Source organism: Roseovarius maritimus (assembly GCF_043355895.2).
GTDB classification, from domain to species: Bacteria; Pseudomonadota; Alphaproteobacteria; order Rhodobacterales; family Rhodobacteraceae; genus Roseovarius; species Roseovarius maritimus.
In genome coordinates this window covers 21454-46821 of the sequence record NZ_JBHFPF020000014.1, presented here as the reverse complement: position 1 = coordinate 46821, position 25368 = coordinate 21454, and the positions used below count along the sequence as shown (strand labels likewise).

At 63.2% G+C, this 25368-nt stretch carries 24 protein-coding genes and 1 pseudogene; 13 read left to right on the top strand and 12 right to left on the bottom strand.

The annotated features are described in order from the left end of the window. Nucleotides 1–2: 2 nt before the first annotated feature. Nucleotides 3–755, bottom strand: coding sequence for an amino acid ABC transporter substrate-binding protein (locus ACEWPM_RS17835; RefSeq protein ID WP_420768084.1), 753 nt, complete (start codon nt 753–755; stop codon nt 3–5). Nucleotides 756–1006: 251 nt separating this feature from the next. Here ACEWPM_RS17835 and ACEWPM_RS17830 point away from each other — a divergent pair, with 251 nt between their 5' ends. From ACEWPM_RS17830 to ACEWPM_RS17810, 5 genes are all read left to right on the top strand, one after another. Next, on the top strand, nt 1007–2548 hold the full coding sequence (locus ACEWPM_RS17830) for a bifunctional aminoglycoside phosphotransferase/ATP-binding protein (protein ID WP_420768083.1): 1542 nt from the start codon (nt 1007–1009) through the stop codon (nt 2546–2548). Between the two features lie 67 nt (nt 2549–2615). Beyond that, nucleotides 2616–2951, top strand: coding sequence for a carboxymuconolactone decarboxylase family protein (locus tag ACEWPM_RS17825; protein ID WP_420768082.1), 336 nt, complete (start codon nt 2616–2618; stop codon nt 2949–2951). A gap of 101 nt (nt 2952–3052) precedes the next feature. Then, entirely contained in the window at nt 3053–4309 is a 1257-nt protein-coding gene (locus tag ACEWPM_RS17820; RefSeq protein WP_420768081.1) for an efflux RND transporter periplasmic adaptor subunit, read from the top strand. Next, nucleotides 4306–5031 carry an ABC transporter ATP-binding protein gene (locus ACEWPM_RS17815; protein WP_420768080.1) on the top strand — a complete coding sequence of 242 codons (726 nt, stop codon included), beginning with the start codon at nt 4306–4308 and terminating at the stop codon, nt 5029–5031. Before ACEWPM_RS17820 ends, ACEWPM_RS17815 begins: the two co-directional genes overlap by 4 nt. Continuing rightward, nucleotides 5021–6232 carry an ABC transporter permease gene (locus ACEWPM_RS17810; RefSeq protein WP_420768079.1) on the top strand — a complete coding sequence of 404 codons (1212 nt, stop codon included), beginning with the start codon at nt 5021–5023 and terminating at the stop codon, nt 6230–6232. The genes ACEWPM_RS17815 and ACEWPM_RS17810 overlap by 11 nt, the downstream gene beginning before the upstream one ends. 6 nt (nt 6233–6238) lie before the next feature. Here ACEWPM_RS17810 and ACEWPM_RS17805 read toward each other — a convergent pair whose 3' ends face one another. The 5 genes and pseudogenes from ACEWPM_RS17805 to ACEWPM_RS17785 all read right to left on the bottom strand — a co-directional run. Further along, complete coding sequence (locus tag ACEWPM_RS17805; protein ID WP_420768078.1) at nt 6239–7090, bottom strand: ABC transporter permease; 852 nt, start codon at nt 7088–7090, stop codon at nt 6239–6241. A gap of 3 nt (nt 7091–7093) precedes the next feature. Next, nucleotides 7094–7951: an ABC transporter permease gene (locus ACEWPM_RS17800; RefSeq protein ID WP_420768077.1), complete on the bottom strand. Its 858-nt coding sequence runs from the start codon at nt 7949–7951 to the stop codon at nt 7094–7096. A 3-nt stretch (nt 7952–7954) separates the two neighbouring features. Further along, on the bottom strand, nt 7955–9067 hold the full coding sequence (locus ACEWPM_RS17795) for an ABC transporter ATP-binding protein (RefSeq protein WP_420768076.1): 1113 nt from the start codon (nt 9065–9067) through the stop codon (nt 7955–7957). 64 nt (nt 9068–9131) lie between these two features. After that, nucleotides 9132–10199, bottom strand: coding sequence for an extracellular solute-binding protein (locus ACEWPM_RS17790; RefSeq protein ID WP_420768075.1), 1068 nt, complete (start codon nt 10197–10199; stop codon nt 9132–9134). Nucleotides 10200–10450: 251 nt separating this feature from the next. After that, nucleotides 10451–10852 (bottom strand): annotated as a pseudogene (locus ACEWPM_RS17785) (transposase); the annotation flags it as partial. Nucleotides 10853–11085: 233 nt separating this feature from the next. Here ACEWPM_RS17785 and ACEWPM_RS17780 point away from each other — a divergent pair. The 8 genes from ACEWPM_RS17780 (at nt 11086) to ACEWPM_RS17745 (ending at nt 18428) form a co-directional block, all read left to right on the top strand. Continuing rightward, nucleotides 11086–11286 carry a hypothetical protein gene (locus ACEWPM_RS17780; protein WP_420768074.1) on the top strand — a complete coding sequence of 67 codons (201 nt, stop codon included), beginning with the start codon at nt 11086–11088 and terminating at the stop codon, nt 11284–11286. Nucleotides 11287–11720: 434 nt separating this feature from the next. After that, nucleotides 11721–12188: a GNAT family N-acetyltransferase gene (locus tag ACEWPM_RS17775; RefSeq protein ID WP_420768073.1), complete on the top strand. Its 468-nt coding sequence runs from the start codon at nt 11721–11723 to the stop codon at nt 12186–12188. After that, complete coding sequence (locus ACEWPM_RS17770; RefSeq protein WP_420768072.1) at nt 12185–13234, top strand: dipeptidase; 1050 nt, start codon at nt 12185–12187, stop codon at nt 13232–13234. The genes ACEWPM_RS17775 and ACEWPM_RS17770 overlap by 4 nt, the downstream gene beginning before the upstream one ends. Nucleotides 13235–13256: 22 nt before the next feature. Then, a complete protein-coding gene (locus ACEWPM_RS17765; protein ID WP_420768071.1) occupies nt 13257–14852 on the top strand; it encodes an ABC transporter substrate-binding protein in 1596 nt (531 codons plus the stop codon). Beyond that, a complete protein-coding gene (locus ACEWPM_RS17760) occupies nt 14853–15908 on the top strand; it encodes an ABC transporter permease (protein WP_420768070.1) in 1056 nt (351 codons plus the stop codon). Then, on the top strand, nt 15905–16819 hold the full coding sequence (locus ACEWPM_RS17755; RefSeq protein WP_420768069.1) for an ABC transporter permease: 915 nt from the start codon (nt 15905–15907) through the stop codon (nt 16817–16819). Before ACEWPM_RS17760 ends, ACEWPM_RS17755 begins: the two co-directional genes overlap by 4 nt. Further along, nucleotides 16816–17679, top strand: a complete 864-nt coding sequence (locus tag ACEWPM_RS17750) for an ABC transporter ATP-binding protein (RefSeq protein WP_420768068.1) — start codon at nt 16816–16818, stop codon at nt 17677–17679. The genes ACEWPM_RS17755 and ACEWPM_RS17750 overlap by 4 nt, the downstream gene beginning before the upstream one ends. Beyond that, complete coding sequence (locus tag ACEWPM_RS17745; protein WP_420768067.1) at nt 17676–18428, top strand: ABC transporter ATP-binding protein; 753 nt, start codon at nt 17676–17678, stop codon at nt 18426–18428. Before ACEWPM_RS17750 ends, ACEWPM_RS17745 begins: the two co-directional genes overlap by 4 nt. A gap of 518 nt (nt 18429–18946) precedes the next feature. On the opposite strand, the gene phoU is transcribed toward ACEWPM_RS17745, so the two are convergent. The 6 genes from phoU to ACEWPM_RS17715 form a co-directional block, all read right to left on the bottom strand. Continuing rightward, nucleotides 18947–19669 (bottom strand): phosphate signaling complex protein PhoU, encoded by a 723-nt coding sequence (phoU, locus tag ACEWPM_RS17740; RefSeq protein WP_420768066.1) that lies wholly within the window; start codon nt 19667–19669, stop codon nt 18947–18949. A 10-nt stretch (nt 19670–19679) separates the two neighbouring features. Beyond that, a complete protein-coding gene (gene pstB / locus ACEWPM_RS17735; RefSeq protein WP_420768065.1) occupies nt 19680–20504 on the bottom strand; it encodes a phosphate ABC transporter ATP-binding protein PstB in 825 nt (274 codons plus the stop codon). Beyond that, nucleotides 20498–21790: a phosphate ABC transporter permease PstA gene (pstA, locus tag ACEWPM_RS17730; RefSeq protein WP_420768064.1), complete on the bottom strand. Its 1293-nt coding sequence runs from the start codon at nt 21788–21790 to the stop codon at nt 20498–20500. Before pstA ends, pstB begins: the two co-directional genes overlap by 7 nt. A gap of 11 nt (nt 21791–21801) precedes the next feature. Then, the gene (pstC, locus tag ACEWPM_RS17725; protein WP_420768063.1) at nt 21802–23178 is read right to left on the bottom strand and encodes a phosphate ABC transporter permease subunit PstC; all 1377 of its coding nucleotides are present in this window, start codon (nt 23176–23178) and stop codon (nt 21802–21804) included. A 69-nt stretch (nt 23179–23247) separates the two neighbouring features. Then, nucleotides 23248–24294 (bottom strand): PstS family phosphate ABC transporter substrate-binding protein, encoded by a 1047-nt coding sequence (locus ACEWPM_RS17720; RefSeq protein ID WP_420768062.1) that lies wholly within the window; start codon nt 24292–24294, stop codon nt 23248–23250. A 284-nt stretch (nt 24295–24578) separates the two neighbouring features. Then, nucleotides 24579–25307 (bottom strand): GntR family transcriptional regulator, encoded by a 729-nt coding sequence (locus ACEWPM_RS17715; protein ID WP_420768061.1) that lies wholly within the window; start codon nt 25305–25307, stop codon nt 24579–24581. Nucleotides 25308–25368 lie beyond the last annotated feature (61 nt).

Genomic DNA, 25368 nt, shown 5'->3' with positions numbered 1-25368 from the left:
GGTCAGTCCGCCGAGGTGATGTCGGTGCCGAACCATTTCTGCGAGATCCCGGCCAGCGTGCCGTTTTCCTTGAGCGTGGTGATGGCGGCGTCGATTTCCTCGCGGAGGGCGCGGCCTTCGTCGTCGTCGCGGAAGGGCAGGGCGTTGCGGATCTCGGAGAACGGCTGACCCGCGAGGGCGAGGGGCAGGGGGCTCTCTGCGATCAGCTGGGCCGACGAGACGCGGTCCATCACGAAGGCGTCGACGCGGCCAAGCGCGGTGTCCTGCGCGATGTTGCTCTCATAGGTCTTGATGTCGATCTCGCCCGCGTTCGGCAGATCGTTCAGAAGCTGCTCGAAATTCGAGCCGAGATTGACCGCGACCGTCTTGCCCGACAGATCCTCGGGGCCGGTGATGCTGCCCTCGTTGCCTTCCTTGACCACGACCTGCGCGCCATCAAAGACATAAGGCTGCGAAAAGGCGAATTTCGCCTCGCGCTCGGGGGTGATTGTGATCTGGTTGGCGATCGTGTCGATGCGGCCCGATTCCAGCGCGCCGATGAGGCCGGAAAAGGCCATCGTGACGAAATTCACCTCGTTGCCGGTCTCCTCGGCCAGCGCGTTGATGAAGTCGACTTCGAAGCCCTGAAGCTCGTCCAGTTGCACGAAGGTGAAGGGGAAATAGCCGCCCGACATGCCGACATCCCACGTCTCGGCCTGCGCCATGGGCGCGGCGAGCGTGGCGGCAAGGGCGGTGGCGGCGAGAATGCGTTTCATGGGAGGTGCCTTCCGGGTCTGTGTCAGTTTGATGGGCGGCAGATAACATCTGTCCTTGCAGGGACAACGCAGGCGCAGCCGAAAGGTCCATCGTGAGGGGGCGATTGGCGGAAGGGGAATCTTGTTCTGAAAATCTGCCATGAGGAGGAAAAAAATTTTCCGTGAGCGATTGCGCGAGGTCAAGGCGCGGGGGCTGGGGGCAATTATGCTGCGATTCTAAGGGTGATACGGCAAAGGTGAGGCTGCACGGCATGGCGCAGAAGGGCAATTCGCAGGCCGAGGTGACGGCGTTCCTGTCCGGGCGCGGGGCACTGGAGGAAGGCGCCGTGGCAGAGGTGGTCGAAACGCATGGCGCGCTGGTTTTTCTGACGCAGGACACGGCCTACAAGATGAAGCGCGCGGTGAGGTATGGTTACCTTGATTACTCGACGCCCCGGCTGCGCCGCGAGATGCTGGCGCGCGAGCTGGAGCTGAACAAGGGCTTTGCGCCCGGCATCTACCGCGATCTGGTTCCGGTGACGCGGAACGGGGCGGGTGCGCTGGCCGTGGGCGGCAAGGGCGCGCAGGTCGAGTGGCTGTTGCGGATGCGGCGGTTTGCCGCCTCGGACGAGATGTCGAATATCGCCGCGCGGGGCGATTTGACGGCTGACATGGCGCGCGACATGGGTGTGGCCATCGCCAGCTATCATGCCGCCAGTCCACGGCGCGAGGCGGATGGCGCGGCCTTGATCGAAGGGGTTATCCAGCAGATGCAGGCGGCTTTCGCCGATATGGAGGCCGAATTTGGTGCGGCGCGGATTGCCGCGTTGGGGGCCGGACTGCGGCGCCAGTTCGAGGCCGCCGCGCCCATCCTGCGCGCCCGCGCCGAGGCGGGCCATGTCCGGCGCTGTCACGGCGATCTGCACCTGCGCAATATCGTGCTGATGAACGGCGTGCCGACGCCTTTCGATGCGCTGGAATTCGACGAGCGTCTGGGCACTTGCGACACGCTTTATGATCTGGCCTTTCTGCTCATGGACATGATGCAGCGCGGGTTGATGCAGGCGGCCAACCAGACCCTGAACAGCTATATAGACACCGATTGCGCCTTCGATCCGGTGGGCCTGCGGGCCTTGCCTCTGTTTCTGGGGCTCCGCGCCGCGATCCGCGCGATGGTGGGCATTCAGGCTTACCGGCTGCACCCCGAGGACCGCACGGCCCATTGTGCGGCGGAGAGCTATCTCGATCTGGCGCTGTCCTGTCTTGCGCCCGCGCGGCCCCGGCTGGTGGCGGTTGGCGGGCTGTCGGGCACGGGCAAGACGACTATCGCGCGCGCGGTGGCGCATCGGCTGGCCCCCGCGCCCGGCGCGCGGCACCTGCGCAGCGATGTGGAGCGCAAGCGCATGTTCGGCGTGGCTGCCTTGGACCCTTTGCCGGATGACGCCTATGCACCCGAGGTCGGCGGCCGTGTGTACGCGCGGCTACGTGCCGAGGCGGGGCGCTATCTGGGGGCGGGGATATCCGTTATCATGGATGCGACGCATCTGAGCCCGGAGGACCGTGCCGCCTGTGAAGGCGTGGCGGCGGGCGTGCGTTTTGACGGGATCTGGCTGGAGGGCAGGCTGGACACTTTGAAAAGCCGTGTCGACGCGCGCCGGAATGATGCGTCGGACGCGGATGCCGGGGTGTTGGCGAAAATGGCAACGCGCGATGTGGGCGTGGTCACCTGGGCGCGGCTGCGCTGCGATGGCCCGGCGGCAGAGGTGGCCGCGCGCGTCTGGGACCGGCTGGCCGCCACGCCGCCCGAAGATTGACGAAAATCAAACCTCGCCCACCGCGACGCCATAGGCGTCGGGCGAACCATACAAAAGGACGAATCGCATGAAGAACTACATAGAGATCGCCAGCGAGTATCACGATGGCTACCGCAAGCTGAAGGGCGACATTCCCGAGCCCCTGAAGGCATTCGGCGAGCTTGTGGGCGCTGCGACCAAGGACGGCGCGCTGTCGCGCAAGGTCAAGGAGCTGATTGCCATGGGCATCGCCATCTCCGCGCGCTGTGACGGGTGCATCGCTGCCCATGTCGCCGCGCTGCGCAAGGCCGGCGCCACGCGCGAGGAGGTGGCCGAGATGGTCGGCGTCGCGATCATGATGGGCGGCGGGCCGTCCACCGTCTACGGCGTCGAAGCGATGCGCGCCTTTGACGAGCTGGATTGATTGCGCGGGCCTGAGCACATGGCCCGTTGGATTTGCATCATGGCAGGCGCCGTGCGCATCCGGCAGACTGAGGCGGAAGCCTTGATACGAGGAGGCGCGCCATGGCCGCCCGGCAAAAGACAGGCATAGACCAGATCGTCGCCCAGCGGGGCGGCGGTCATTCCGTGCGCCGCTGGCTCATCGGTTTGGCACTGGTGGCTGCGGTTCTGGGCGGCGGCTGGCTGTGGCTGGTGCGCGGCGGGGCCGAGGATGGCGCGCTTTATAGCGCGCAGGCGGTGGTGCGCAGCCCGATCACGGTGACCGTCACCGCCACCGGCTCGGTCGAGCCCACCAACCTTGTCGAGATTTCCAGCGAGCTGAGCGGCACGATCCGCAGCGTTGCGGTGGATTACAACAGCCCCGTCACCAGCGGCCAGGTGCTGGCCGAGCTGGACACCGACAAGCTGGAGGCGCAGCTGGAGCACAGCCGCGCCACGCTGGCCGCGCGCGAGGCGCGTATCAAGGAGGCGCAGGCGACACTGACCGAATCGCGCGACGATTACGACCGCGCGACCGAGCTGGACCGGCGCGGCGTGACCACGACGCAGACGGTGCAGGCCGCCCGCGCCAAGCTGACCCGCGCCGAGGCGGCGCTGACCAGTGCCGAGGCCGATATGCGCGTCGCCGCCGCCGATCTGAAGGTGGACGAGGCCAATCTGGCCAAGGCGTGCATCTGCTCGCCCATCGACGGGGTGGTGCTGGAGCGCAATGTCGATGTCGGCCAGATCGTGGCGTCGTCGCTGCAGGCGCCGGTGCTCTTCTCGATCGCCGAGGATCTGACGCGCATGGAGTTGCAGGTGGATATCGACGAGGCGGATATCGGCAAGGTCAAGGTGGGCGATGCGGCCGAGTTCACCGTCGAGGCCTATCAGGACCGCAGCTTTCCGGCGGAAATCTCGGAATTGCGCTATGCCTCGCAGACGATTGACGGGGTGGTGACCTATACGGGCATCCTGACCATCGACAATGCCGATCTGCTGCTACGTCCGGGCATGACGGCGACCGCCGAGATCACCGTGGCGCAGATCGAGGATGCGCTGGCCTTGCCCAACGCCGCGCTGCGCTTTGCGCCGCCTGCCGAGCCCGAGGAGGAGGCCGAGCGCAGTGGCCTTCTGGGCATGATTCTGCGCCCACCATCGCGGGACACGGCCAGCACCCCTGAGAGCACCAGCGGGATGCGCACGGTCTGGGTGCTGGAGGCGGGCGAGATCACTCCGGCGGAAATCACCGTGGGCGCGTCGGACGGCATGCTGACGCAGATCACCGGCGGCCCGCTGAGCGAGGGCGACCGCGTGGTCGTGGACATGGCAACCGAATGAGTGAAGCGCCGCTGATTGCCCTTGAGGGGATCACAAGGACCTATGGCACGGGCGATGCCGAGGTCCATGCGCTGCGCGATGTGGACCTGACGATAGAGACGGGCGAATTCGTAGCCATCATGGGCCCCAGCGGATCCGGCAAATCGACGGCGATGAACGTGATCGGCTGCCTCGATACGCCGACCAGTGGCACTTACCGGTTTCTGGGGCATGAGGTGGGCGATCTGGGGCGCGATCAGCGGGCATTGCTGCGGCGCAATTACCTGGGTTTCGTCTTTCAGGGCTACAACCTTCTGGCGCGCACCTCGGCGCTGGACAATGTCGAGCTGCCGCTGATCTATCAGGGCATGGCCCGCGCCGAGCGGAGCGCCCTGGCGCGCGAGGCGCTGGTCCGTGTCGGGCTGGAGGGACGCGAGAAGCATGACCCGTCGCAGCTCTCGGGCGGCCAGCAACAGCGCGTCGCCATCGCGCGGGCCATCGTGACGCGGCCCGATGTCCTCTTGGCGGACGAGCCGACGGGTAACCTGGATACCGCGCGCAGCGGCGAGATCATGGAGCTTCTGACCCGGCTGAACCGCGATGACGGCATCACCATCGTCATGGTCACGCATGAGCCTGACATGGCCGCATATGCGCAGCGCCTGGTGCATTTCGTCGACGGGCAGATCGAATCCGACACGCGGCTGCCGGACCGGGCAGGGGAGGCGTCACATGTTTCCTGAAACCGTCCGGCTGGCGCTGCAGGCGATCCTGCGAAATGCGATGCGGTCCTTTCTGACGGTGCTGGGCATCGTCATTGGCGTGGCGGCGGTGATCGCGATGGTGACGGTGGGCCAAGGCTCGACCGCGCAGGTGCAATCTGACGTGGCCAAGCTGGGCACCAACCTGCTGATGATCCGGCCCGGCCAGGCGCAGTCGGGGCCGGGCGGCGCCCCGGTCAGCGCGCCCAGCCTGACGCTGAAGGATGTCGAGGCGATCGAGACGCAGATCGGCAGCGTCAACGTGGCGACGCCTGCGGTGTCGTCGGTGATGACGGCGATCTACGGCAACACCAACTATTCGACCACCATCACCGGGACCGACAACCGATATCTGATTGCCACGCAATCGCCGGTTTCGGAGGGGCGCGAGTTCTATGACAGCGAATTGCGCAGCGGCACTGCGGCCTGCATCCTGGGTGAGACGGTGCGCAAGGAGCTCTTCGGCGCCGCCAGCCCCCTGGGCTCGGTGATCCGGCTGAACCAGATTTCCTGCCGCGTGATCGGCGTGCTGGAGGCCAAGGGCGCATCCAGCTTCGGCAGCGATCAGGATGACCGGTTGCTGATGCCGATCCGCGCCTTTCATCGCCGCGTGGCGGGCAATCGGGACGTCTCGATGATCTTTGCCGCGGTCAAGGACGGCATTTCCACCGAAAAGGCGCAGGCCGATATCGAGCGGCTGATGCGCGAGCGGCGGCGCATCACCTATGGCGAAGAGGATGATTTCAATGTCTTCGACATGAAGCAGATCACCTCGATGCTGACCGGGATCACCAGCGTCCTGACCGGGCTTTTATCCGCCGTGGCGGCGGTCAGCCTGCTGGTGGGCGGGATCGGCATCATGAACATCATGCTGGTGTCGGTGACCGAGCGCACGCGCGAGATTGGCATCCGCCTGGCCGTGGGCGCGACCGAGCGGCAGGTGCTGACGCAGTTCCTGGTGGAGGCGACGGTGCTGTCGCTCCTGGGTGGGCTGATCGGGATCCTGCTGGGCCTGACCCTGGGCCTGATCGGGGCCAATCTGCTGAACATTCCCTTTTCGCCCGATCCGCTCATCACCTTGCTGGCCTTCGGGTTTTCAGCGGTGATCGGCGTGATCTTCGGCTATTTCCCTGCGCGCCGCGCCGCCCGGATGAATCCGATCGACGCGCTGCGCCACCAGTAGGTTGCCTTAGCTGCGCCGCTGAAACGCGATCATCACGAGCGCCAGAAGGGACGAGCCGATCATCAGAAGCAGTGACACGGCGTTGAGCAGGGGGGTCGAGCCCTCTTTCAGCCGGTCGAACATCGCGATGGTCAGCGGCGCGTCCGAGCCGACCAGCATCAGCGTGGTGTTGAAATTCTCGAAGCTCATCAGGAAGGCGACGACGGCGGCGCCAATGATGGCGGGCATGAGGAACGGGATGGTGATGGTGCGCACCGCCGTCAGCCGGCTCGCGCCAAGGTTCAGCGCCGCCTCTTCCAGCGACTGGTCGAACTTTTGCAGCCGGGCCGAGATGACCAGCGTGGCGATGGTGGTGATGAAGGAGAACTGCCCGAGGATGACCAGCACGAGGCCGGGCCGCAGGACCTGCGCGTCGATCTGGGCCGAGTCCCAGAGGCCGTTGGCCACGGTCGATGAAAAGACGAGGATCGAGATGCCCAGCACGATCCCCGGCACGACCAGCGGCAGGAGCATCAGCACATACAGAAGGCCCCGCAGGCGGAACTTGTAGCGGTTGAACAGGAACGCGTTGGACGTGCCCACCGCCACCGACAGGACCGAAACGCAAGCGCCGACGAGCGCCGAGGTGCCGATGGCGCCAAGGATGCTGCGCTCGTGAAAGACGCCGATCTTGGGGTCTGAATCGCCGAAGAACCATTCGAGCGTGAACCCCTCCCACGGCAGCGACGGGAACTGGCCGTCGTTGAAGGCAAAGACGGCGACGACCAGCAGGGGCAGCGTCAGGTAGATGAAGAAGAGCGTGACGTAGCCCGTCCAGATGACGTTCAGCGCACGGGGGGTAGGGATAGTGGGGATCATGGCTTAGCCCATCGTCCTTTCCAGCGTCTGGCCCGTCAGGCGCAGCATTGCCCAGATGATGAACGATGACGCGGCCAAGAGCATGAAGCCGAAGGCGGCGCCCAACTCCCAGTTGAAGCGGACGATGAACTGCGAATAGATCATTTCGGTGAACCAGAGGCTGTCCTTGCCGCCCAGCATGGTGGGTGTCAGGTAATTGCCGAGGCTCAGCATGAAGACGACGATGCAGCCCGACACGATGCCCGGCACCGCATGGGGGATCACGATCTCGCGCATCACGGACCAGCTGGAGCCGCCCAGATCATAGCCCGCCTCGATGATGGCATCGTCGAGGCTGTCGAGCGTGGTGACGAGGGGCACGACCATGAAGAGCATCGAGGTATAGACGAGGCCCGTCATGATGGCGGCGTCGTTGTAGAGCATTTCCACCGGGCCTTGGGCGATGCCGGACCATTGCAGGAATTGCGAGATGACGCCGGTTTCCCGCAAGAGGATCATCCAGCCGAAGGTGCGCACCAGCTCGGACACCCAGAAGGGCACGAGGCACAGCAGGAACAGGACCGAGCGGGCGCGGCCGCGCACCATCTTGGCGATGTAGTAGGAGACCGGAAAGGCTACAGCCAGCGTGATCAGCGTGGCGAGGATCGACATAACGGCGGTGCGCAGAAACGTGCGCATGTAAAGCGGCTCGGTCAGGATGGTTTTGTATTGGGCGATGCTGGGGGCGTATTCGCCCACGCCCACACGCTCGCGCAGGGACAGCATCAGCATGTCCACATGCGGGATCAGGATCAGCAGGCTGAGCCACAAGAGCAGCGGCGTCAGGAGCAGGATGAATCCGAGGCGAGCGCTATTGGCCATCGCCTAGACCTCGCCCGCGGCAAAGCAGTTGGATTGCTCGGCGGACCAGCCGATATGGACGGGCGCGCCGCGCCTCAGGTCGGCAAATTCCCCCGATTGGGGCAGGGTCACCTCGACCTCGCTGCCCGCCTCGGTCGTGACGATCACGCGGCTGGCGGCACCGTTGAACAGAAGGCTGGAGGTAGTGCCGGAGAGCTGGTTGTCGAACTGCGCCAGATCGGCGGCACTCCGCCCGATGCGGATCGCCTCGGGGCGCACGAAGATATCGACCTGCGCGCCCTTGGCGGTCGCGTCTTTGGCGGCGGCGCGCATGGTCAGGCCCGTGTCGGTGCGCAATTCCACGGTTCCCCCGTCGACCCGCTCGACCGTGCCGCGCCAGCGGTTGCTGTCACCGACGAAACTGGCGACGAAGGATGTCTCGGGCCGGTAATAGAGATCCTGCCCCGTGCCGACCTGCTCGAACTTGCCGTGGTTCATCACGGCGATGCGGTCCGACATCACCAGCGCCTCGGACTGGTCGTGGGTGATATAGACGAATGTGGTGTCGAACGCGGCCTGAAGCGATTTCAGCTCGACCTTCATGCGCTCGCGCAGCTTGAGGTCCAGCGCGCCCAAAGGCTCGTCCAGCAGCAGCACATCAGGCTCCAGCACCATGCAGCGGGCGATGGCGACGCGCTGTTTCTGGCCGCCGGACAGCTCGTCCGTCTTGCGCTTGTTGATGCCCGGAAGGCCGATGCGGTCCAGCACCTCATCCACCTTGCGCGCGATTTCGGCCTTGGAATTGCCCGCGCGGCGCAGACCATAGCCGATATTATCCTCGATATTCATCATCGGAAAAAGCGCGAGATGCTGGAACACCATGTTCACCGGACGCTTGTTGGGCGGCACGTCGAGGACCGAGCGGCCCTTGATCGCGATGTCGCCCGAGGTCGGCTCCAGAAAGCCCGCGATCATCCGCATGATGGTGGTCTTGCCGCAGCCCGACGGGCCGAGGATGGAAAAGAACGATCCCGCAGGGACCGAGAACGAGACGTCATCGACCGCCAATGTCTCGCCGAAGCGGCGGGTGAGATGGGTGCATTGCAGATCAGGGGCCAGATCGGGGGCGGCGGTCATAAAGGTCTTTCCAAAGGTAAAAAAGCGGGCGGCCCGGATCATGGGCCGCCCGCGATTGCAAGAGTTACTGAGCCGCCTTCACCCGGTCCAGCACGCCGCCTTCGATGGCTTCAAGGCCGGCGGGGACGGGCGGATACCACTTGATGTTGTCCACGGCCTCGGGTGGAAAGCTGGCCTGATACTGGGCCTTCAGCGCATCCGAGGCGAACTCGTCCGCGCCGGCCGATGCGGTGAAGTTACCGGCGGATTCGGTGATCATCGCGGCCACTTCGGGCTGCATCACGAAGTTGATCCAGTCATATGCGGCCTGATCGGCCTGGCCCTTGGCCGGGAGGACAAAGGTATCGATCCAGCCCAATGCGCCAGCGGCGGGCGCGACGAAGGTGATGTCGGTATTGTCGGCGTTCAGCTTCCAGCCGCCGGTATCCCATGCCATCGCGGCGACGACTTCGCCCGAGCGGACGAGGTTCAAGAGCTCATCCCCACCGGACCAGTAGGTTTTGACGACGGGCTTGCACTCGACCAGCTTGGCCTCGACCTGTTCCATGATGCCCTTGTAGGCCGCCTCGTCGCCATAGGCGGCGAAGGGATCGAGGCCCATGGAATAGGCGAAACCGATCAGCGTCGGGCGCTTGAGACGGTAGGATACCTTGCCCTCCAGCGCGGGATCGCACAGGTCGGTGTAATCGGCGACACCCTCGGCCTCGGCGCTGTTCACGATCAGGCCGCTGGTGCCCCAGATATGCGGGACGCCGTAAACTTCACCATCGACGGTGGTGTTGGTCTTGGTGGCTTCCAGCATCGAGGGGATGAAAAGATCGCTGTTGATCTGGCTCAGGTCCATCGGCTTGTAGATGCCGAACTCGGCCTGCGGGCCAGCGATGCGATCCTGGCTGGGCTGGGCCAGATCGAAGCCGCCGCCGCCGGTGGCGCGCAGCTTGGCGATCATTTCCTCGTTGTTGGACATGGTGACTTCGACGGTGTGGCCCGTCTCGGCCTCGAATTTCTCGATGACATTCTCGGGGGCGTAGCCGCCCCATGTCAGCAGGCGAAGCGTTTCGGCGGAGGCTGCCGAAGCCAGCAGCGCGGAGGTGGCAACACTGGCGGTCAGTGTGAGCAGATGGTTTTTCATAGGTCTCTCCCTAAGGGTTTTTCCGGTTGGTCGCGCCGCGCATATGTGCATGTCTTTGCAACAGATTCGTGACACGCGCCGGCCCTCGGTTTGATCAGGTGAGGCCGGGTCCGGTGCGCATCAATAGGCAGCACTGGGCGATAGGCGTCAACCATTCCTGCGACCTCGCGCCGGATTTTTTAACAATCGGTAAAATATTGCGGTGGAGCAGGCGGCGATATCGCCTCATCCGGGGAACATGTTCATCTTGTCCTCGACGCGCTCTTTGGATTGCCCATCAGAGGCTCGAACCAGGCATGGATCGTCTCGTGGCTGACACGCACAGGTTGACCGTCGTACTGCAAGCGACCGGCGATTTGCTCAGGCGACCGTCCGGCCTCCAACTGCTTGATCACGTGCGCTCGACGATCGGTGAGCCGCACCAGTTTGCGCCGCCGCGCACGACGCTGGACGGCCGACCTCTGCGCGGTCATCCCATAATAGCCGTTCAGTTGTGGCAGCTCGTCATCGACAAAGCTGCTCCGCTTGATCTCGCGGAACACGGTCGAGCGATGCCTGCCAATCTCAGCCGCGATCTTGTCTACAGACATCTTCGCGTTCAGCATTTCTTCGATTGTGCGCCTTTCGCGCAATCCTAGCTCCGTATGGGCCACCTTCCGTTCTCCTTGCTTTCCAGCAGAATAGGGGATTTGTCGCAACGCAGTTCAGAATGTGCCCCCGCCTTCAAGATTGTGTCGAATAAGGTTTATTATGTAATTGTTATACCAATGGATGTTCTGCCCGATCATCAAATTGACCGCGAAAAAGCAGAAAGGAAACGCCCCCCTTGGATAAGGAGGGAGGCCGATGGATCGGTGCGCCGAAACTCCGCACAAGGAGAGCTTTGATGCTCGATACGTCCACGTCCTCTTTGACTCCGTCTTGCGACCCAGATTGGCATGACAGCCTGTTCTACGGCGATATTCTGAAATTCCGGTTTCCCGGCCCGGGACAGCCAGCGGCGGCGCGCCCGGCGACGCAGGCCAGGGGTCATACGCTGGCACGCGGCGCGTCTCTCAGTCTCGAGCAACTGACAGGATGCCTCTGAGTACCCCTGCCCGGCCGTCAGGCAGCCTGGCAATTTCTTTCACGCACGGGGGCTTCAGAATGGAACGCAATCTCACGATAAGCTGCATCTACTCGTGCGACGACAAAAGCTGCGGCGTTTTTTGCAATTTCCATCGCGTTCACAAGCCTTTGAAAGTGCAACTTCCGAACTCCGTGCAGATTTGCAACATGCGTGAGCGCGCTCCCGAATGCCGCGGTAATCGCAACAGTTGCTTCTTGCCCTCTGGTGCGGCCCAAAGAAAGACTTGCATACACCCCGCCTACGGTTCCGTCCGGGTCTAAGAGGAGACGCAGTCGGCCCGGTCAAGAGCCCCGGAGCAATCGTTCCTGCCAGAGGGCTGCACTTCAGGGTTGTGGTAGACAGTCTGGAGAATCCTTATTGCGCATTGGTGCGTATTCGCCAAAGCTGACCGGATGACACGCCGCCAGCTTTCCATCAGGTCCGCACGACGAGACGACCTTGCCGAACTGATCGCGCTCTATCGGGACGATGACATCGGCGCGACGCGGGACGTGGCGCAGATCGACTCCGCCTATGAAAACGCATTCGATACCATCGACGCAGACCCGAACCATCTGCTTGCAGTTGGCGAAACAGACGCTCTGATCGTTGCGACGCTGCTTTTGTCTTTTCTGCCCGGTCTGTCGCGTCATGCCGCATGGCGCGCGCAAATCGAATCCATGCGCGTGGCAAGGGCGTTTCGCGGACAGGGCATTGGCACTGTCATGCTGGATTGGGCCGTCGGCGAGGCGGAGAGCCGTGGATGCGCGCTTGTCCAACTGACGTCCGACTGCCGCCGCGCTGACGCTCATCGCTTTTACGAAAGCGCCGGATTCCAACCGACCCATGTCGGCTTCAAACTTTTACTGGAGACATCATGACCGAATTTCCCGTCTTTGACGGCCACAATGATCTGGTCCTTCGCCTGCTGAACGGCGACATCACCGCCAGCGGCGTGGCCTCGGGCCTGCCTGATGGCCATATCGACAAGCCGCGCGCGCAGCGCGGCGGATTCGGCGGCGGAATGTTTGCTATCTTTGTGCCAAGTCCAGGCAATAAATCGATGCGCCATGACGAGATGCAGAAGGCGGCATATGACATTCCCTTGCCCGATCCCGTGCCTGAGGACGAGGCCGCCCTTTGGACCGAACGCGGCTTTGCGGCGATAGAAGAGCTTGCCGGAGCCGGGGCTGTGCGCATCTGCCGGACCGCCGCCGAAATCGAAGCCGCCCTGCCCGCAGAAGAGATGGCCGCCATCATCCACATCGAGGGCGCAGAGGCCGTTGATCGCGAATTCGAGCGGTTGCACGGATGGCATGCGCGCGGGCTGCGCTCGCTCGGGCCGGTCTGGAGCCGCGAGACGGTCTGGGGCCATGGCGTGCCGTTCCGTTACCCGTCGGATCCGGACACAGGTCCGGGGTTGACCGATGGTGGCAAGGCATTGATCCGCGAATGTAACCAGCTGAAGATCATGGTGGATCTGTCGCATCTGAACGCGAAAGGCATCGAGGATGTCGCGCGTATCTCCGACGCCCCGCTGGTCGCGACCCATTCCAACGCTTGGGCTGTCTGCCCGCATTCACGCAATCTGACCGATCGCCAGCTGGACGTGATCCGCGACAGCGACGGAATGGTGGGCATCAATTTCGCCAGCGCCTTCTTGCGCCCCGACGGGCGGATGGACGCGGAGTTTGAGCTTGACATCGTACTCCGACACTTTGACCATTTGGTTGCTAGATTGGGCGAGGATCGGGTCGGTTTGGGATCTGACTTCGACGGCGCGCTCGTGCCAGAACCGATCGGGGATTGCGCCGGCCTGCCCAACCTGCTTGCCGCGATGCGTTCGCATGGTGTGGATGATGGGCTGATGTCCAAGATCACGCATGGGAACTGGCTAAGGGTCCTGCGAAAAACGTGGGGCGCATAGAAATAGAACAGGGAGTTTCACCATGAAAAATTCGTTCGTTGCCGCGGCTGTCGCGTCGATTTTGGCAGTTGGCGTGGCCGCGCCCGGCATTGCCGAGACACCGCCGAACATGTTGGTCATTGCCAACCGGATCGACGACATCAAGACCTTCGATCCGGCAGAAAGCTTTGAATTTGCCGGGGCTGACGTCAGTCGCAATGTCTACGAGAAGCTGGTCAATTTCGACCCTCTCGATCTGGATGCCGGATTTCAGCCACAACTGGCTGAAAGCTGGGAAATTTCCGAAGATGGCAAGACGATTACATTCACAATGGCCGAAGGCCATGTCTTTGCCTCCGGCAATCCGGTGACGGCGAAGGACGCCGAGTTTTCGCTGCGCCGCGCGGTGCAATTGGACAAGACACCGTCCTTCATCCTGACGCAGTTCGGCTTGACCCCGGATAATGTCGAACAAACCATCGTCGCAAAGGATGACAAAACCCTGGTTCTGACACTCGACAAGCCGTACGCGCTGTCCTTCGTGCTGAACTGTCTGACAGCGACTATTGGCGGCATCGTCGATATGGAAACCGCGATGGCGAACGAAGTCGACGGTGACATGGGCAGCGACTGGCTGCGCACCAACACGGCCGGCTCCGGCCCCTACAAGGTCGTCAGTTGGAAGCCGAGCGAAAGCGTGCTGATGGACCTCAACCCGAATTATTCGGGCGACACACCGGCGATGGAGCGCGTGATTGTCCAGCACATTCAGGAAAGCGCGACGCAGCGCCTCCAGCTTGAGCGCGGCGATATCGACGTGGCGCGCAACCTCTCCCCCGAGGACGTGGCAGGGCTGTCCGATGTCGAAGGCGTCAAGATCATCGACGAATTGCGCGGCCGTTTGATGTATTTCTCCGCCAACCAAAAGAACGAGATGCTGTCCGATCCCAACGTCCTCAAGGCACTCAAACTGGCGACCGACTATGCAGGCATGTCGGATTCCTTCCTCAAGGGGCAGTACACCGTGCATCAGGCGTTCCTGCCACGGACATTCCTTGGCGCGTTGGAGGAGACGCCCTATTCCTACGACATCGAGGCCGCCAAGGCCGCGTTGGCCGAGTCCGGCTATCCTGACTGCGGTCCGATCAAGATCTCGGTGCGCGAAGCGCAGGAACGTCTGGATATCGGCCAGTCGCTGCAGAATACCTGGGGCCAGATCGGCTGCGAGGTCGAGCTGATCGTGGGCACCGGTGCGCAGACGCTGGACAGATACCGGGCGCGGGAACATGACATCTACCTTGGTGCATGGGGCCCGGACTATCCGGATCCGAACACCAACGCAGGCACCTTCGCCGTAAATCCCGATAACTCGGACGAGGCCGGCGCGACAGGTCTTCTGGCGTGGCGAAATGCCTGGGATATCCCAGAAATGACCGAGAAGACGCTGGCCGCCGTGGTGGAGAACGACACCGAGGCGCGCGCCGAGATGTACCGCGAATTGCAGCGCGAACACCAACAGGTCAGCCCGTTTGGCGTGATGTTCCAGCAGATCGAACAGAACGGCATGGGTGCGAGCGTTGAGAATTTCGTCGCAGGTGGCGCGACGACGGCAGTCTCTTACTGGGTCATCACCAAGTAGATGGCGGATGCAACGCATGGTGAAGGACGGCTGCGGCCGTCCTTCCCTCCTTGGCTGAAGAAAACCCTGACGACGCTGGCAACTGTAGCTGCGACGATCCTTGGCCTTCTCTTCGTGACCTTCATGATCGGGCGCGTCATGCCGATCGACCCCGTGCTGGCCGTGATCGGCGAACGGGCCACGCAGGCGCAATATGACCAGACCTACCGCGATCTCGGGCTGGACCAGCCGCTGCTCGTGCAATTCTGGATCTATGTCACCGACGTCTTGCAGGGTGATCTGGGCCAGTCGATCCGCACCGGGCAGGACGTCACGACTGACATTGCCCGCGTGTTTCCGGCCACGCTGGAACTGGCCACGCTGGGCACGTTGTTTGGCATCGTGCTGGGAGTTCCGCTGGGCGTCGTAGCCGCAGTACGCCGTGGAAGCTGGATCGACCAACTGGCGCGGATCGTCGGCTTGATCGGGTATTCCATGCCGATCTTCTGGCTTGGCCTTGTGGGCCTGCTGATCTTTTACGGCATTCTGGGATGGGTGGCCGGCCCAGGCCGTCTGGGCATATTCTACCAAGGCATCGTCGAGCCTATTACCGGCATGTTGCTGGTGGACAGTGCGCTGCGCGGCGAATGGGCCGTGTTCCGCAGTGCGTTTTCACACATCATCCTTCCCGCGTCCCTGCTGGGTTACTACAGCCTTGCCTATATCAGCCGGATGACGCGATCCTTCATGCTCGAACAACTGGGCTCGGAATATGTCACCACCGCGCGGGTCAAGGGCCTCAGCGAATGGCAGGTGGTCTGGGGCCATGCGTTCCGCAACATCCGAATCCAGTTGGTGACGGTGATTGCGCTGGCCTATGCCAACCTGCTGGAAGGGTCCGTGCTGACCGAGATCATCTTTGCGTGGCCGGGCCTTGGGCAATATATCACCACGTCGTTGCTGGCGAATGACATGAATTCTGTCTTGGGAGGGACCATCGTCATCGGCACGATCTTTGTCGCAATCAACATATTGTCTGACCTTCTGTACCGTTTCTTCGATCCGAGGTCCAAATGAGCACATCACAAGGATTGCGCGACTGGCTTTTGACCGAAGAGCCGACATCCCGCCGGCAGGCGCGGTTTTCGTCATGGTACCAAGGCTGGCTGAAGCTGCGCTCGAACACGCTGGCGATGCTGGGTCTGTTCGTACTGGCATTCCTGATCCTGTCAGCGATTTTTGCGCCGCTCTTGGCTACGCATGACCCGTTTGCCCAGAACCTTGGTCAGCGCCTGCTGGCGCCAGGGGAAACCGGTCATCTTTTCGGCACGGACAGTCTTGGGCGGGACATTTATTCCAGGCTGCTCTATGGCGCACGTATTTCGATTTATATCGTTCTGCTTGTCATCATGGTGGCACCGCTCGTCGGGCTGATCGTGGGCACCGTCTCGGGCTATGCCGGCGGCTGGATCGATGTGCTGCTCATGCGCGTCACCGATATTTTCCTCGCCTTTCCGCGCCTTATCCTGGCACTTGCCTTTGTGGCGGCACTGGGTGCAGGTATCGAGAACGCGGTTCTGGCGATCTCGCTTACCGCCTGGCCACCCTATGCGCGTATCGCGCGGGCCGAGACGCTGACCATCCGCAACACGGATTTCATCCACGCCATCAGGCTTCAGGGCGCGGGACCGATCCGCATCGTGACCCGCCATATCTGGCCGCTATGCATTTCCTCGCTGGTGATCAGGGTCACGCTGGACATGGCGGGGATCATTCTGACCGCAGCGGGCCTTGGCTTTCTGGGTCTCGGGGCGCAGCCTCCCAGCCCGGAATGGGGGGCGATGATCTCGGAGGGGCGCAGGTACATCCTCGATTATTGGTGGGTCGCCACGATCCCCGGTATAGCAATCTTTGCCATCAGCCTCGCGTTCAACCTGCTTGGCGATGGTCTGCGCGACGTTCTTGACCCGAAAGATGACCACACATGACGGATGCCCCCCTTCTGGATGTCGAAAACCTCTGGGTTCGGTTTCGCACCCGGTCCGGCGTCTTCGACGCCGTGCGCGGCATCTCGTTCACTTTGGGCAAGGAACGGCTGGGCATCGTCGGCGAAAGCGGCTCTGGCAAGTCCATGACGGGCCGCGCTGTGCTGCGGCTGATCCGCCCCCCCGGCATGATCGAGGCGGACAGGTTGGACATGCATGGCGAGGATATCCTGACCATGCCCGAAAAACATATGAGGAAATTGCGGGGCGGGCGCGTGTCCATGATCATGCAGGACCCCAAGTTTTCGCTGAACCCCGTGATGACCGTCGGCCAGCAACTGGTCGAATCCCTGCGCGCGCATGAGCGCGTCTCGCGCAGCGAGGCGCGCAAGCGGGCCTTGGAAATGCTTGACGAAGTGGCGATCCGCGACCCCGGCCGGGTCTATGATCTTTATCCGCACGAGGTGTCGGGCGGCATGGGCCAGAGGATCATGATCGCGATGATGCTCCTGCCCAACCCCGAGATCCTGATCGCGGACGAGCCGACCTCGGCACTGGATGTGTCGGTCCAGCTTCAGGTGCTGGACATCATTGACAAGCTGGTGCGGGACAGGGGCATGGGCCTCATGTTCATCAGCCATGATCTGAACCTCGTCGCGAAATTCTGCGACCGTATCGTGATCATGTATGCGGGCCGCATCGTCGAAACCTGCAAGGCGGACGAGTTGCGAAATGCCCAGCATCCCTACACGCTCGGCCTGCTCAACTCGGTCCCCGATCTGGAGCATCCCCGCGACAAGCTGGAGGTTCTCAAGCGCGACCCGGCATGGCGCGAGGCCCCTTCCGTGAGCGCCCGCCAATGAGCGCTATTGAAATCCATGACCTCAATGTCTGGTTCGGCTCCGGTCCCGACCGGGCAGACGCTGTCCGCGATGTCAGCTTCGACGTTGCCGATGGCGAAAGCTTCGGCCTCGTCGGTGAAAGCGGATCGGGCAAATCGACGATCCTGCGCACCATTGCCGGTCTGGTGCCAACCTGGTCAGGCCGGATGACGATTGCGGGCGAGCCTCTTGGCGCGCTGCGCAGCAAGGCGTTCTACAGCAAGGTTCAGACGGTCTTTCAGGATCCCTACGCCTCGCTGCACCCGCGCCAGACCGTAGATCGGATCCTGTCCGAGACGATGGGTCTGCATGGCTTGGACGATATAGATTCGCGCATCACGCGTCTGCTTGACGATGTGGGCCTCGGCTCCGGTTTCCGCTTTCGCTATCCGCATCAGATGTCCGGCGGTCAGAGACAGCGCGTCGCCATCGCCCGTGCCCTGGCGTGTGATCCGTCCATCTTGCTGCTGGACGAGCCGACCTCCGCCCTTGACGTCTCCGTCCAGGCCGAGATCCTCAACCTGTTGGTGGATCTGCGCCGCGAGCATCAGCTGACCTATGTCATGGTCTCGCATGATCTGGGTGTCGTCAGCCATCTGTGTGAAAGGATAGCTGTCATGCAGGACGGCCGCTTCGCCGAAGTGCTGGCGGTCGAGGACATGCGACGCCTCAAAGCCAAGTCGCCCTACACCCGGCACCTATTGGAGAGCTCGATAAACTCGATCCGTTGAGTCTGCCCGGCATAACACGGCGTTTTTTGTCACGGGGCATGAAGTTGGCGGCTGATGTGCGGCCCTCGAGCTGGACCAATCATGCGGCGCTTGCGGGTTATGGCGTAGCGCCTCCTTTTTTCGGGTAGATTTGCCGATACTCACGGAACGTTTTCTTTAACCTCCCAGGTTTGGGAAGAGGGAGATGTTCATGACCGGATCATCGCGCGCATAAAGACCTCAACACTCTGATCGAAGGGTCCCACCGGGCGACGCGGCGACAGGAAAAGATCATGGGAGGGTTCAAATCGCCGAGGCAGGCGCAAAGGTTCCCTGCTGCCCACGGCCAGATAGCACCATCTTCCGCCCCCGTCCCCGCCACTATCCACGTTCCACCATCGTCTACCGTGATGCCAGAGCCGATGCCTTCGGCCTGTGGGACGGCTATGCCGCCGAGATGAGGGCCTGAGAGCGAGAAAGAACCTCTCTTGCAAGCCACGCCAAATAACGTGGCAATGCCCATCGGGCGCTGCTGGCCGTCATGCCCCGTCCGGTTCCTCCATGGCGGCCAGCGAGGTGCGGTCGCCCTTGGGCCGATCCTCGTCCGGCAGATCGCCCGTGACGAGGTAGACCACCTGCTCGCAGATCGAGGTGGTGTGATCACCCATCCGCTCGATATTCTTGGCGATGAAATGCAGGTGCATGCAGGCGGTGATCTGATGGCTGTCCTCCATCATATGCGTCAGCAGCGAACGGAAGACGAGGTTGTACATCTCGTCCACGTCGCGGTCGCGCGCGCGCACCTCCTCGGCCTTGTCCGGATCGCGCTGGATATAGGCGTCGATCGCGTCCCTGATCATGGCGCCAACCATCTTCTGCATCCGGCGCAGCGCCGTGGAGATGCCCTCAACCGGCTTGGTCTCGGCCAGGACGGTGGTTCGCTTGGCGATGTTCTTGGCATAGTCGCCGCAGCGCTCAAGGTTGGTGGCGATACTCATCACCGACAGCACGATGCGCAGATCGCCGGCGGTGGGCGCACGGGTGGCCAGGATGCGGGCGCAGTCCAGCCTGATCGCCTCGTCCAGCTCGTCGATGGCGCGGTCGCTCTTGCGGACCAGCTCGGCCTTCTCGACGTCGTGATCGGCCAGCGCGTCCGCCGCACGGCCCATCGCCTCTTCGACAAGGCCGGCCATCCGCATGACCATGGCCTGCGCGCCTTCCAGGTCGCGGTCGAAGGCGCTGGAGATATGTCTCATTGTCATCGCGGCTCTCCTATCCGATCCGGCCAGAGATGTAGCTTTCGGTGCGGCTGTCCTTGGGGTTCGTGAAGATCTCGTCGGTATCGCCGTATTCGACGAGGCTGCCGAGATGGAAGAAGGCGGTTTTCCGGCTGACCCGCGCGGCCTGCTGCATCGAGTGGGTGACGATGACCACGGTGTATTTCCCGCGCAGAGTGTCGATCAGTTCCTCGACCTGCGAGGTCGCAATGGGGTCGAGCGCCGAGCACGGCTCGTCCATCAGCAGCACTTCGGGGTCGGTGGCGATGGCGCGCGCGATGCACAGGCGCTGTTGCTGGCCACCCGACAGGCCGGTACCGGGCGCGTGCAGGCGGTCCTTGACCTCGTCCCAGATGGCGCCGCGCCGCAGCGACCGCTCGACGATCTCGTCCATGTCGGCCTTGGACCGGGCCAGCCCGTGGATCTTGGGACCATAGGCGATGTTGTCATAGATCGACTTGGGGAAGGGGTTTGGCTTCTGAAACACCATGCCGACGCGGGCGCGCAGCTGCACCGGGTCGATGCTGCGTTCATAGATGTCGTCGCCGTCGATGCGGATATCGCCCTTGACCCGGCAGATGTCGATCGTGTCGTTCATCCGGTTGATGCAGCGCAGGAAGGTGGATTTGCCGCAGCCTGATGGGCCGATGAAGGCCGTGACCGAGCGTTCCTTGATCTCCACCTCGACATCCTTGATCGCGTGGGTGTCGCCGTAATGGACCTGCACGCCGCGCGCGCTGATCTTGGTGGCGTAGGTATCGGCATCTCGGGTGATGGCTCTGAGGTCGTTCACGGCCTCTCCTTTCGGGTGTTTTACCATTTGCGTTCAAACTTGCTGCGCAGGTAGATCGCGATGGCGTTCATCATGATGAGGAAGGTCAAGAGCACCAGGATGGCCGCCGATGTGCGGCTGACAAAGCCGCGCTCGGGGCTGTCGGCCCAGATGAAGATCTGCGTCGGCAGGGCGGTCGCGCTATCAAAGGGTGTGGCGGGCGCCGAGGTGATGAAGGCGTTCATCCCGATCAGCAGAAGCGGCGCGGTCTCGCCCAAAGCCTGCGCGAGGCCGATGATGGTGCCGGTCAGGATGCCGGGCATTGCCAGCGGCACGACGTGGCCAAAGACCACCTGCTGCCTGGATGCGCCCACGCCCAACGCCGCCTCGCGGATCGAGGGCGGAACGGCCTTGAGCGCGGCGCGCGTGGCGATGATGATGGTCGGCATCGTCATCAGGGCCAGCGTCATGCCGCCCACGAACGGAGCCGAGCGCGGCAGGCCGAACCAGCCGATGAAGACCGCCAGCGCCAGCAGGCCGAAGACCACCGACGGCACGGCGGCGAGGTTGTTGATGTTGACCTCGATGAAATCGCTCAGCCTGTTCCTGGGCGCGAATTCCTCAAGATAGATGGCCGCGCCGATGCCCAGGGGAAACGAGATCACGAAGCAGGTCAGCAGCGCCCAGAACGAGCCCATGATCGCGCCCTTGAGGCCCGCCAACTCGGGAAAGCGGCTGTCGGCATTGGTCAGAAGGCCGGTATTGAGGCTGGAGGTGATCGCGCCCGCCTCGGTCAGACGGTCGTAATAGCCGATCTGCGTGTCATCGAGGCGGCGCAGGCTCTCGGGCGTGTCCCTGTCCAGCAGATCCTTGTAGAGCTGGTCATAAGGGTCCGAGACGGGCACGCTGATGCGGACCCTCTGGCCGATCAGCGACGGGTCGGCAACGATGCGGTCGCGCAGCTGAAACTGCGCGCCGTTCGACAGGATGCCGCCCACTACGCGCATCGCCGCGCCGTCGCCGGTGTCGACCGAGGGCAGGTCCGCCGCCACCGCCGCCGCCAGCACATCGTCGAAATTGCCGCGCGGCAGGCGCTCGGCGCTGATCTCCTCGGGGTCGATGAAAACTTCCAGCGTGATCTCGGTCTGGGTAAAGGCCTTGTAGCCGGTCGAGATCAGCGAGGCGAGCAGGATGAAGAGCATCAGGAAGGCGAGGCTGATCGCCGTGATGCCAAGGGCCTGCAGGATCACCTGCTTGCGGTGCCGCCGCGAGAGGCTGCCGCGCACCTTGTCCATCGGGGTCCGGGGCATGGGGCCAGAGGGGATATCGGTCATGGGATCAGGCCTCAATCGTAGGCTTCGCGGTATTTCCGGACGATCCGGAGCGCGAAGATATTGATGACAAGAGTGACAAGGAACAGCATCATCCCCAGCGCGAAGGCGGCCAGCGTCTTGGGGTTGTCGAAGGACGTATCGCCGATCAGCAGCGTGACGATCTGCACGGTGACGGTGGTCACGCTCTCCAGCGGGTTGAGCGTGAGGTTGGCCATCAGACCCGCCGCCATGACGACGATCATCGTCTCGCCGATGGCGCGGCTGACGGCCAGAAGGACACCGCCGACGATGCCGGGGATGGCCGCCGGGAACAGCACGTTCAGCACGGCCTCGGCGCGGGTGGCGCCAAGGGCCAGCGCGCCGTCGCGCATCGCGCGGGGCACCGCCGACAGCGCGTCATCGGCAAAGGACGAGATGAACGGCACCAGCATGATCCCCATCACCCCGCCCGCCGCCAGCGCGGTATTGGGCGCAACGGGGATGCCCATGGACGCCCCGAAACTGCGGATCGCAGGGGCCACGACCAGGATCGCGAAAAAGCCGTAGACGACCGTCGGCACCCCGGCGAGGATTTCCAGCATCGGCTTGGCCACCGCGCGGATGCGCTTTGGCGCAAATTCGAAAAGGTAGATGGCCGACAGCAGGCCGATTGGCACGGCGATGACAATGGCAACGATTGTGATGACGATGGTGCCGACGATCACCGGGATCCAGCCAAAGGCACCAGCGGCGGCGATCTGATCGGCGCGGATCGGGATCTGCGGCTCCCAGTTGAGGCCAAAGAGGAACTCGGTCAGCGGCACCAGCCGCAGGAACTTGTAGGTCTCGAAGGCCAGAGAGGCGACGATGCCGACGGTGGTAAAGATGGCAACGACCGAGCAGAAGATCATCAACCCCGAGACGATCCGCTCGACCCCTTGGCGCGCACGGAACTCGGCGGCCACCTTCTGCCGGGCAAAGACCATGATGATAAGGCACAGCAGCGCGGTCAGCAGCACAAGGCCCAGCGAGGCCAGCTGACGCAGCGCGGTCAGACGCTCGGCGGCGGCCAGTTTCCACGGCTCGGGCTGGCCAAAGACGCGGCCCCCGGCGATGGACTGGATCTCGGCCAGGATCAGATCGACCTGGCCCTTTTCCAGCCCGGTCAGCGTGCCGTCCGGCAGCCCGCCCATCACCACGGCGTTGACCGCAGGCCCTTGCAGCACCAGCCAGGCCAGGATCACGACCATCACCGGCACCAGCATCAGCAGCAGCGCGAAAAGGCCGTGGTAATTCGACACCGAATGCAGCCTTGCGCCGCCATCGCGGATGCCGCTCGCGGCGTGCCGGTTCAGCGCATAGGCCGCAAGGCTGGCAACAAGAAGGATAGCGAAGGCCAGGGTTGTCATCGGATACACCCGCTCTTGGTAGAATGCCCGGGCCAGGCAGGGCTGGCCCGGGCAGGATCAGACAGGCGCTCAGCTTGCGGGGGTTTCCATCGACTGACCGTTCAGGACGCTCTCCTGCAGGGTCTGCATGCGGTCCCCGGCCAGCGGCACAAGGCCCCGCTCGGAGAGGTAGCCGCCGGGTGCCAGCGCGTCGCCCGACATGTATTCCTGGATGAAGGCATCGAGATTGGGGATCACGCCGCGATGCGCGTTCTTGATGTAGAAATAGAGCGGGCGCGACACGGGATAGGATTTGTCGGCGATGGTCTCGATCGACGGATCGACACCTTCGATCTTCACGCCCTTCAGCTTGTCCATGTTCTCGTAGAGGAAGGAGTAACCGAAGATGCCCATCGCGTTCGGGTCGGCCTCGATGCGCTGGACAATCAGGTTGTCATTCTCGCCCGCCTCGACAAAGGGGCCATCGGTGCGCATACGCGAGCAGTTGTCCTTGACCCAGTCGCCGCCCAGATCGCCACCCGCGACATAGTCCAGCTCTTCGCAGCCCGCATGCATCGCCAGCTCGACAAAAGCGTCGCGCGTGCCGGATGTGGGCGGGGGGCCATAGGCCAGGATCTCGGTATCGGGCAGGTCGGGGTTGATGTCCGACCACCTGGTATAGGGATTGTCGACCCATTCGCCATCCACGGGCACCTGCGCACCAAGTGCTTGGTAGATCTCGCCCAGGGTCAGGTTCCACTCGGTGTCGTTCGCGCGCGAGATCGCCAGCGACAGCCCGTCAAAGCCGATCAGCGCCTCGGTGATGTCGGTGACACCGTTCTCCTGGCACAGATTGTATTCCGAGGCCTTCATGGCGCGGGACGCGCCGGTGATGTCGGCATGCGCTTCGCCTATGCCGCCACAGAAAATCTGCATGCCGCCGCCAGTCCCGGTGGATTCGACGATGGGCGACGGGGCGCCCGTCATGTTTGCGAACTGCTCGGCAACGGCCTGGGTGTAGGGAAACACGGTCGACGAGCCGACGATGCGGATGGCATCCCGGCTCTGCGCGACAGCGGTGCTGGTGGAAATGGCGGCAACGGCGCAGGCCGTGGCGGTGAGTTTCAGATAAGACATGTTTGCTCCCATGATCATCGGCCGCCAGCGCGACCTCGGGGGCCGTATACGCCGCGTTTGTGATGGTTATGTAAGACGCATGTTACAGTTTCATGACAAAGCATGCCTGTCCGCTCGCAGCGGCCTACCCCGGCCTGCGACTCCATTCTATCTGATTGTTATAGAATGATTTTATGTGGATCAGGCGCGGCGGAACAAAAGGGGTTTTTCCACCCTTCGGCCCCCGGATTGCCTGTCTGCCGCGCCCGCTCCACGCCTTTTTCAACGCTTCTGTCGCCTCTGGCTCAGCCCTCGGTCGGAGCCGACTCGGGGTCGGGGCGCGCGTGGCGCAACAGGCCCTGCCCGCCATGTTCGATATCATGGCAGATCGCGCGGCGTGTCATTTCGGGATCTCGCGCGCGCAGCCCCTCGATCACCGTGACATGCGGGTGGATATCATGGAACGGATTGCCCCCGTCATAAAGATGCGACAACAGCGGGCCGCAGCGGACCCATAGCGTCTCGACGATTTCCAGCATGATCGGCATGCGCCCCGCGCGGCACAGATGCAGGTGAAATTGCGTGTTCAGGTCAATCGCCCGCGCGTGATCGCCCGCCTCGAAGGCGCGCGACAGCTCGTCATGCATCGCCTCCAGCGCGTCGATCTCGGCCTCGGTCGCGCGGGTCGCGGCGGCGGCGGCGGCGCGCCCTTCCAGATCTATGCGGATGTTGCGGATCTCGATCAGCTCGTCTCGGGTCAGCTCGGGCACCATCGCAGTGCCGCGCGCGTCCAGTGCCAGCGCATCCAGCGACACGAGGCGCAAAAACGCCTCGCGCATCGGGGTCGCGCTGATTCCGAATCGCTTGGACATGGGCCGCAGGCGTAGTTTTTCGCCGGGCTTCAACTGCCCTCCCATCAGCGCCGCGCGCAGGGCCAAGTATGCGCGATCACCCAGGTTTTCCTTGGTGATCGGGCTGGCCCATGCGTGGGTTTCGGCCCCCTCCGAGACGTTTTTCAAACTCCGCGTTGACAAGTGCGCATCTCCCCTGCTTATTCTTGTTATAACAAATAACGCATTCGCGCCCATAGCCAGA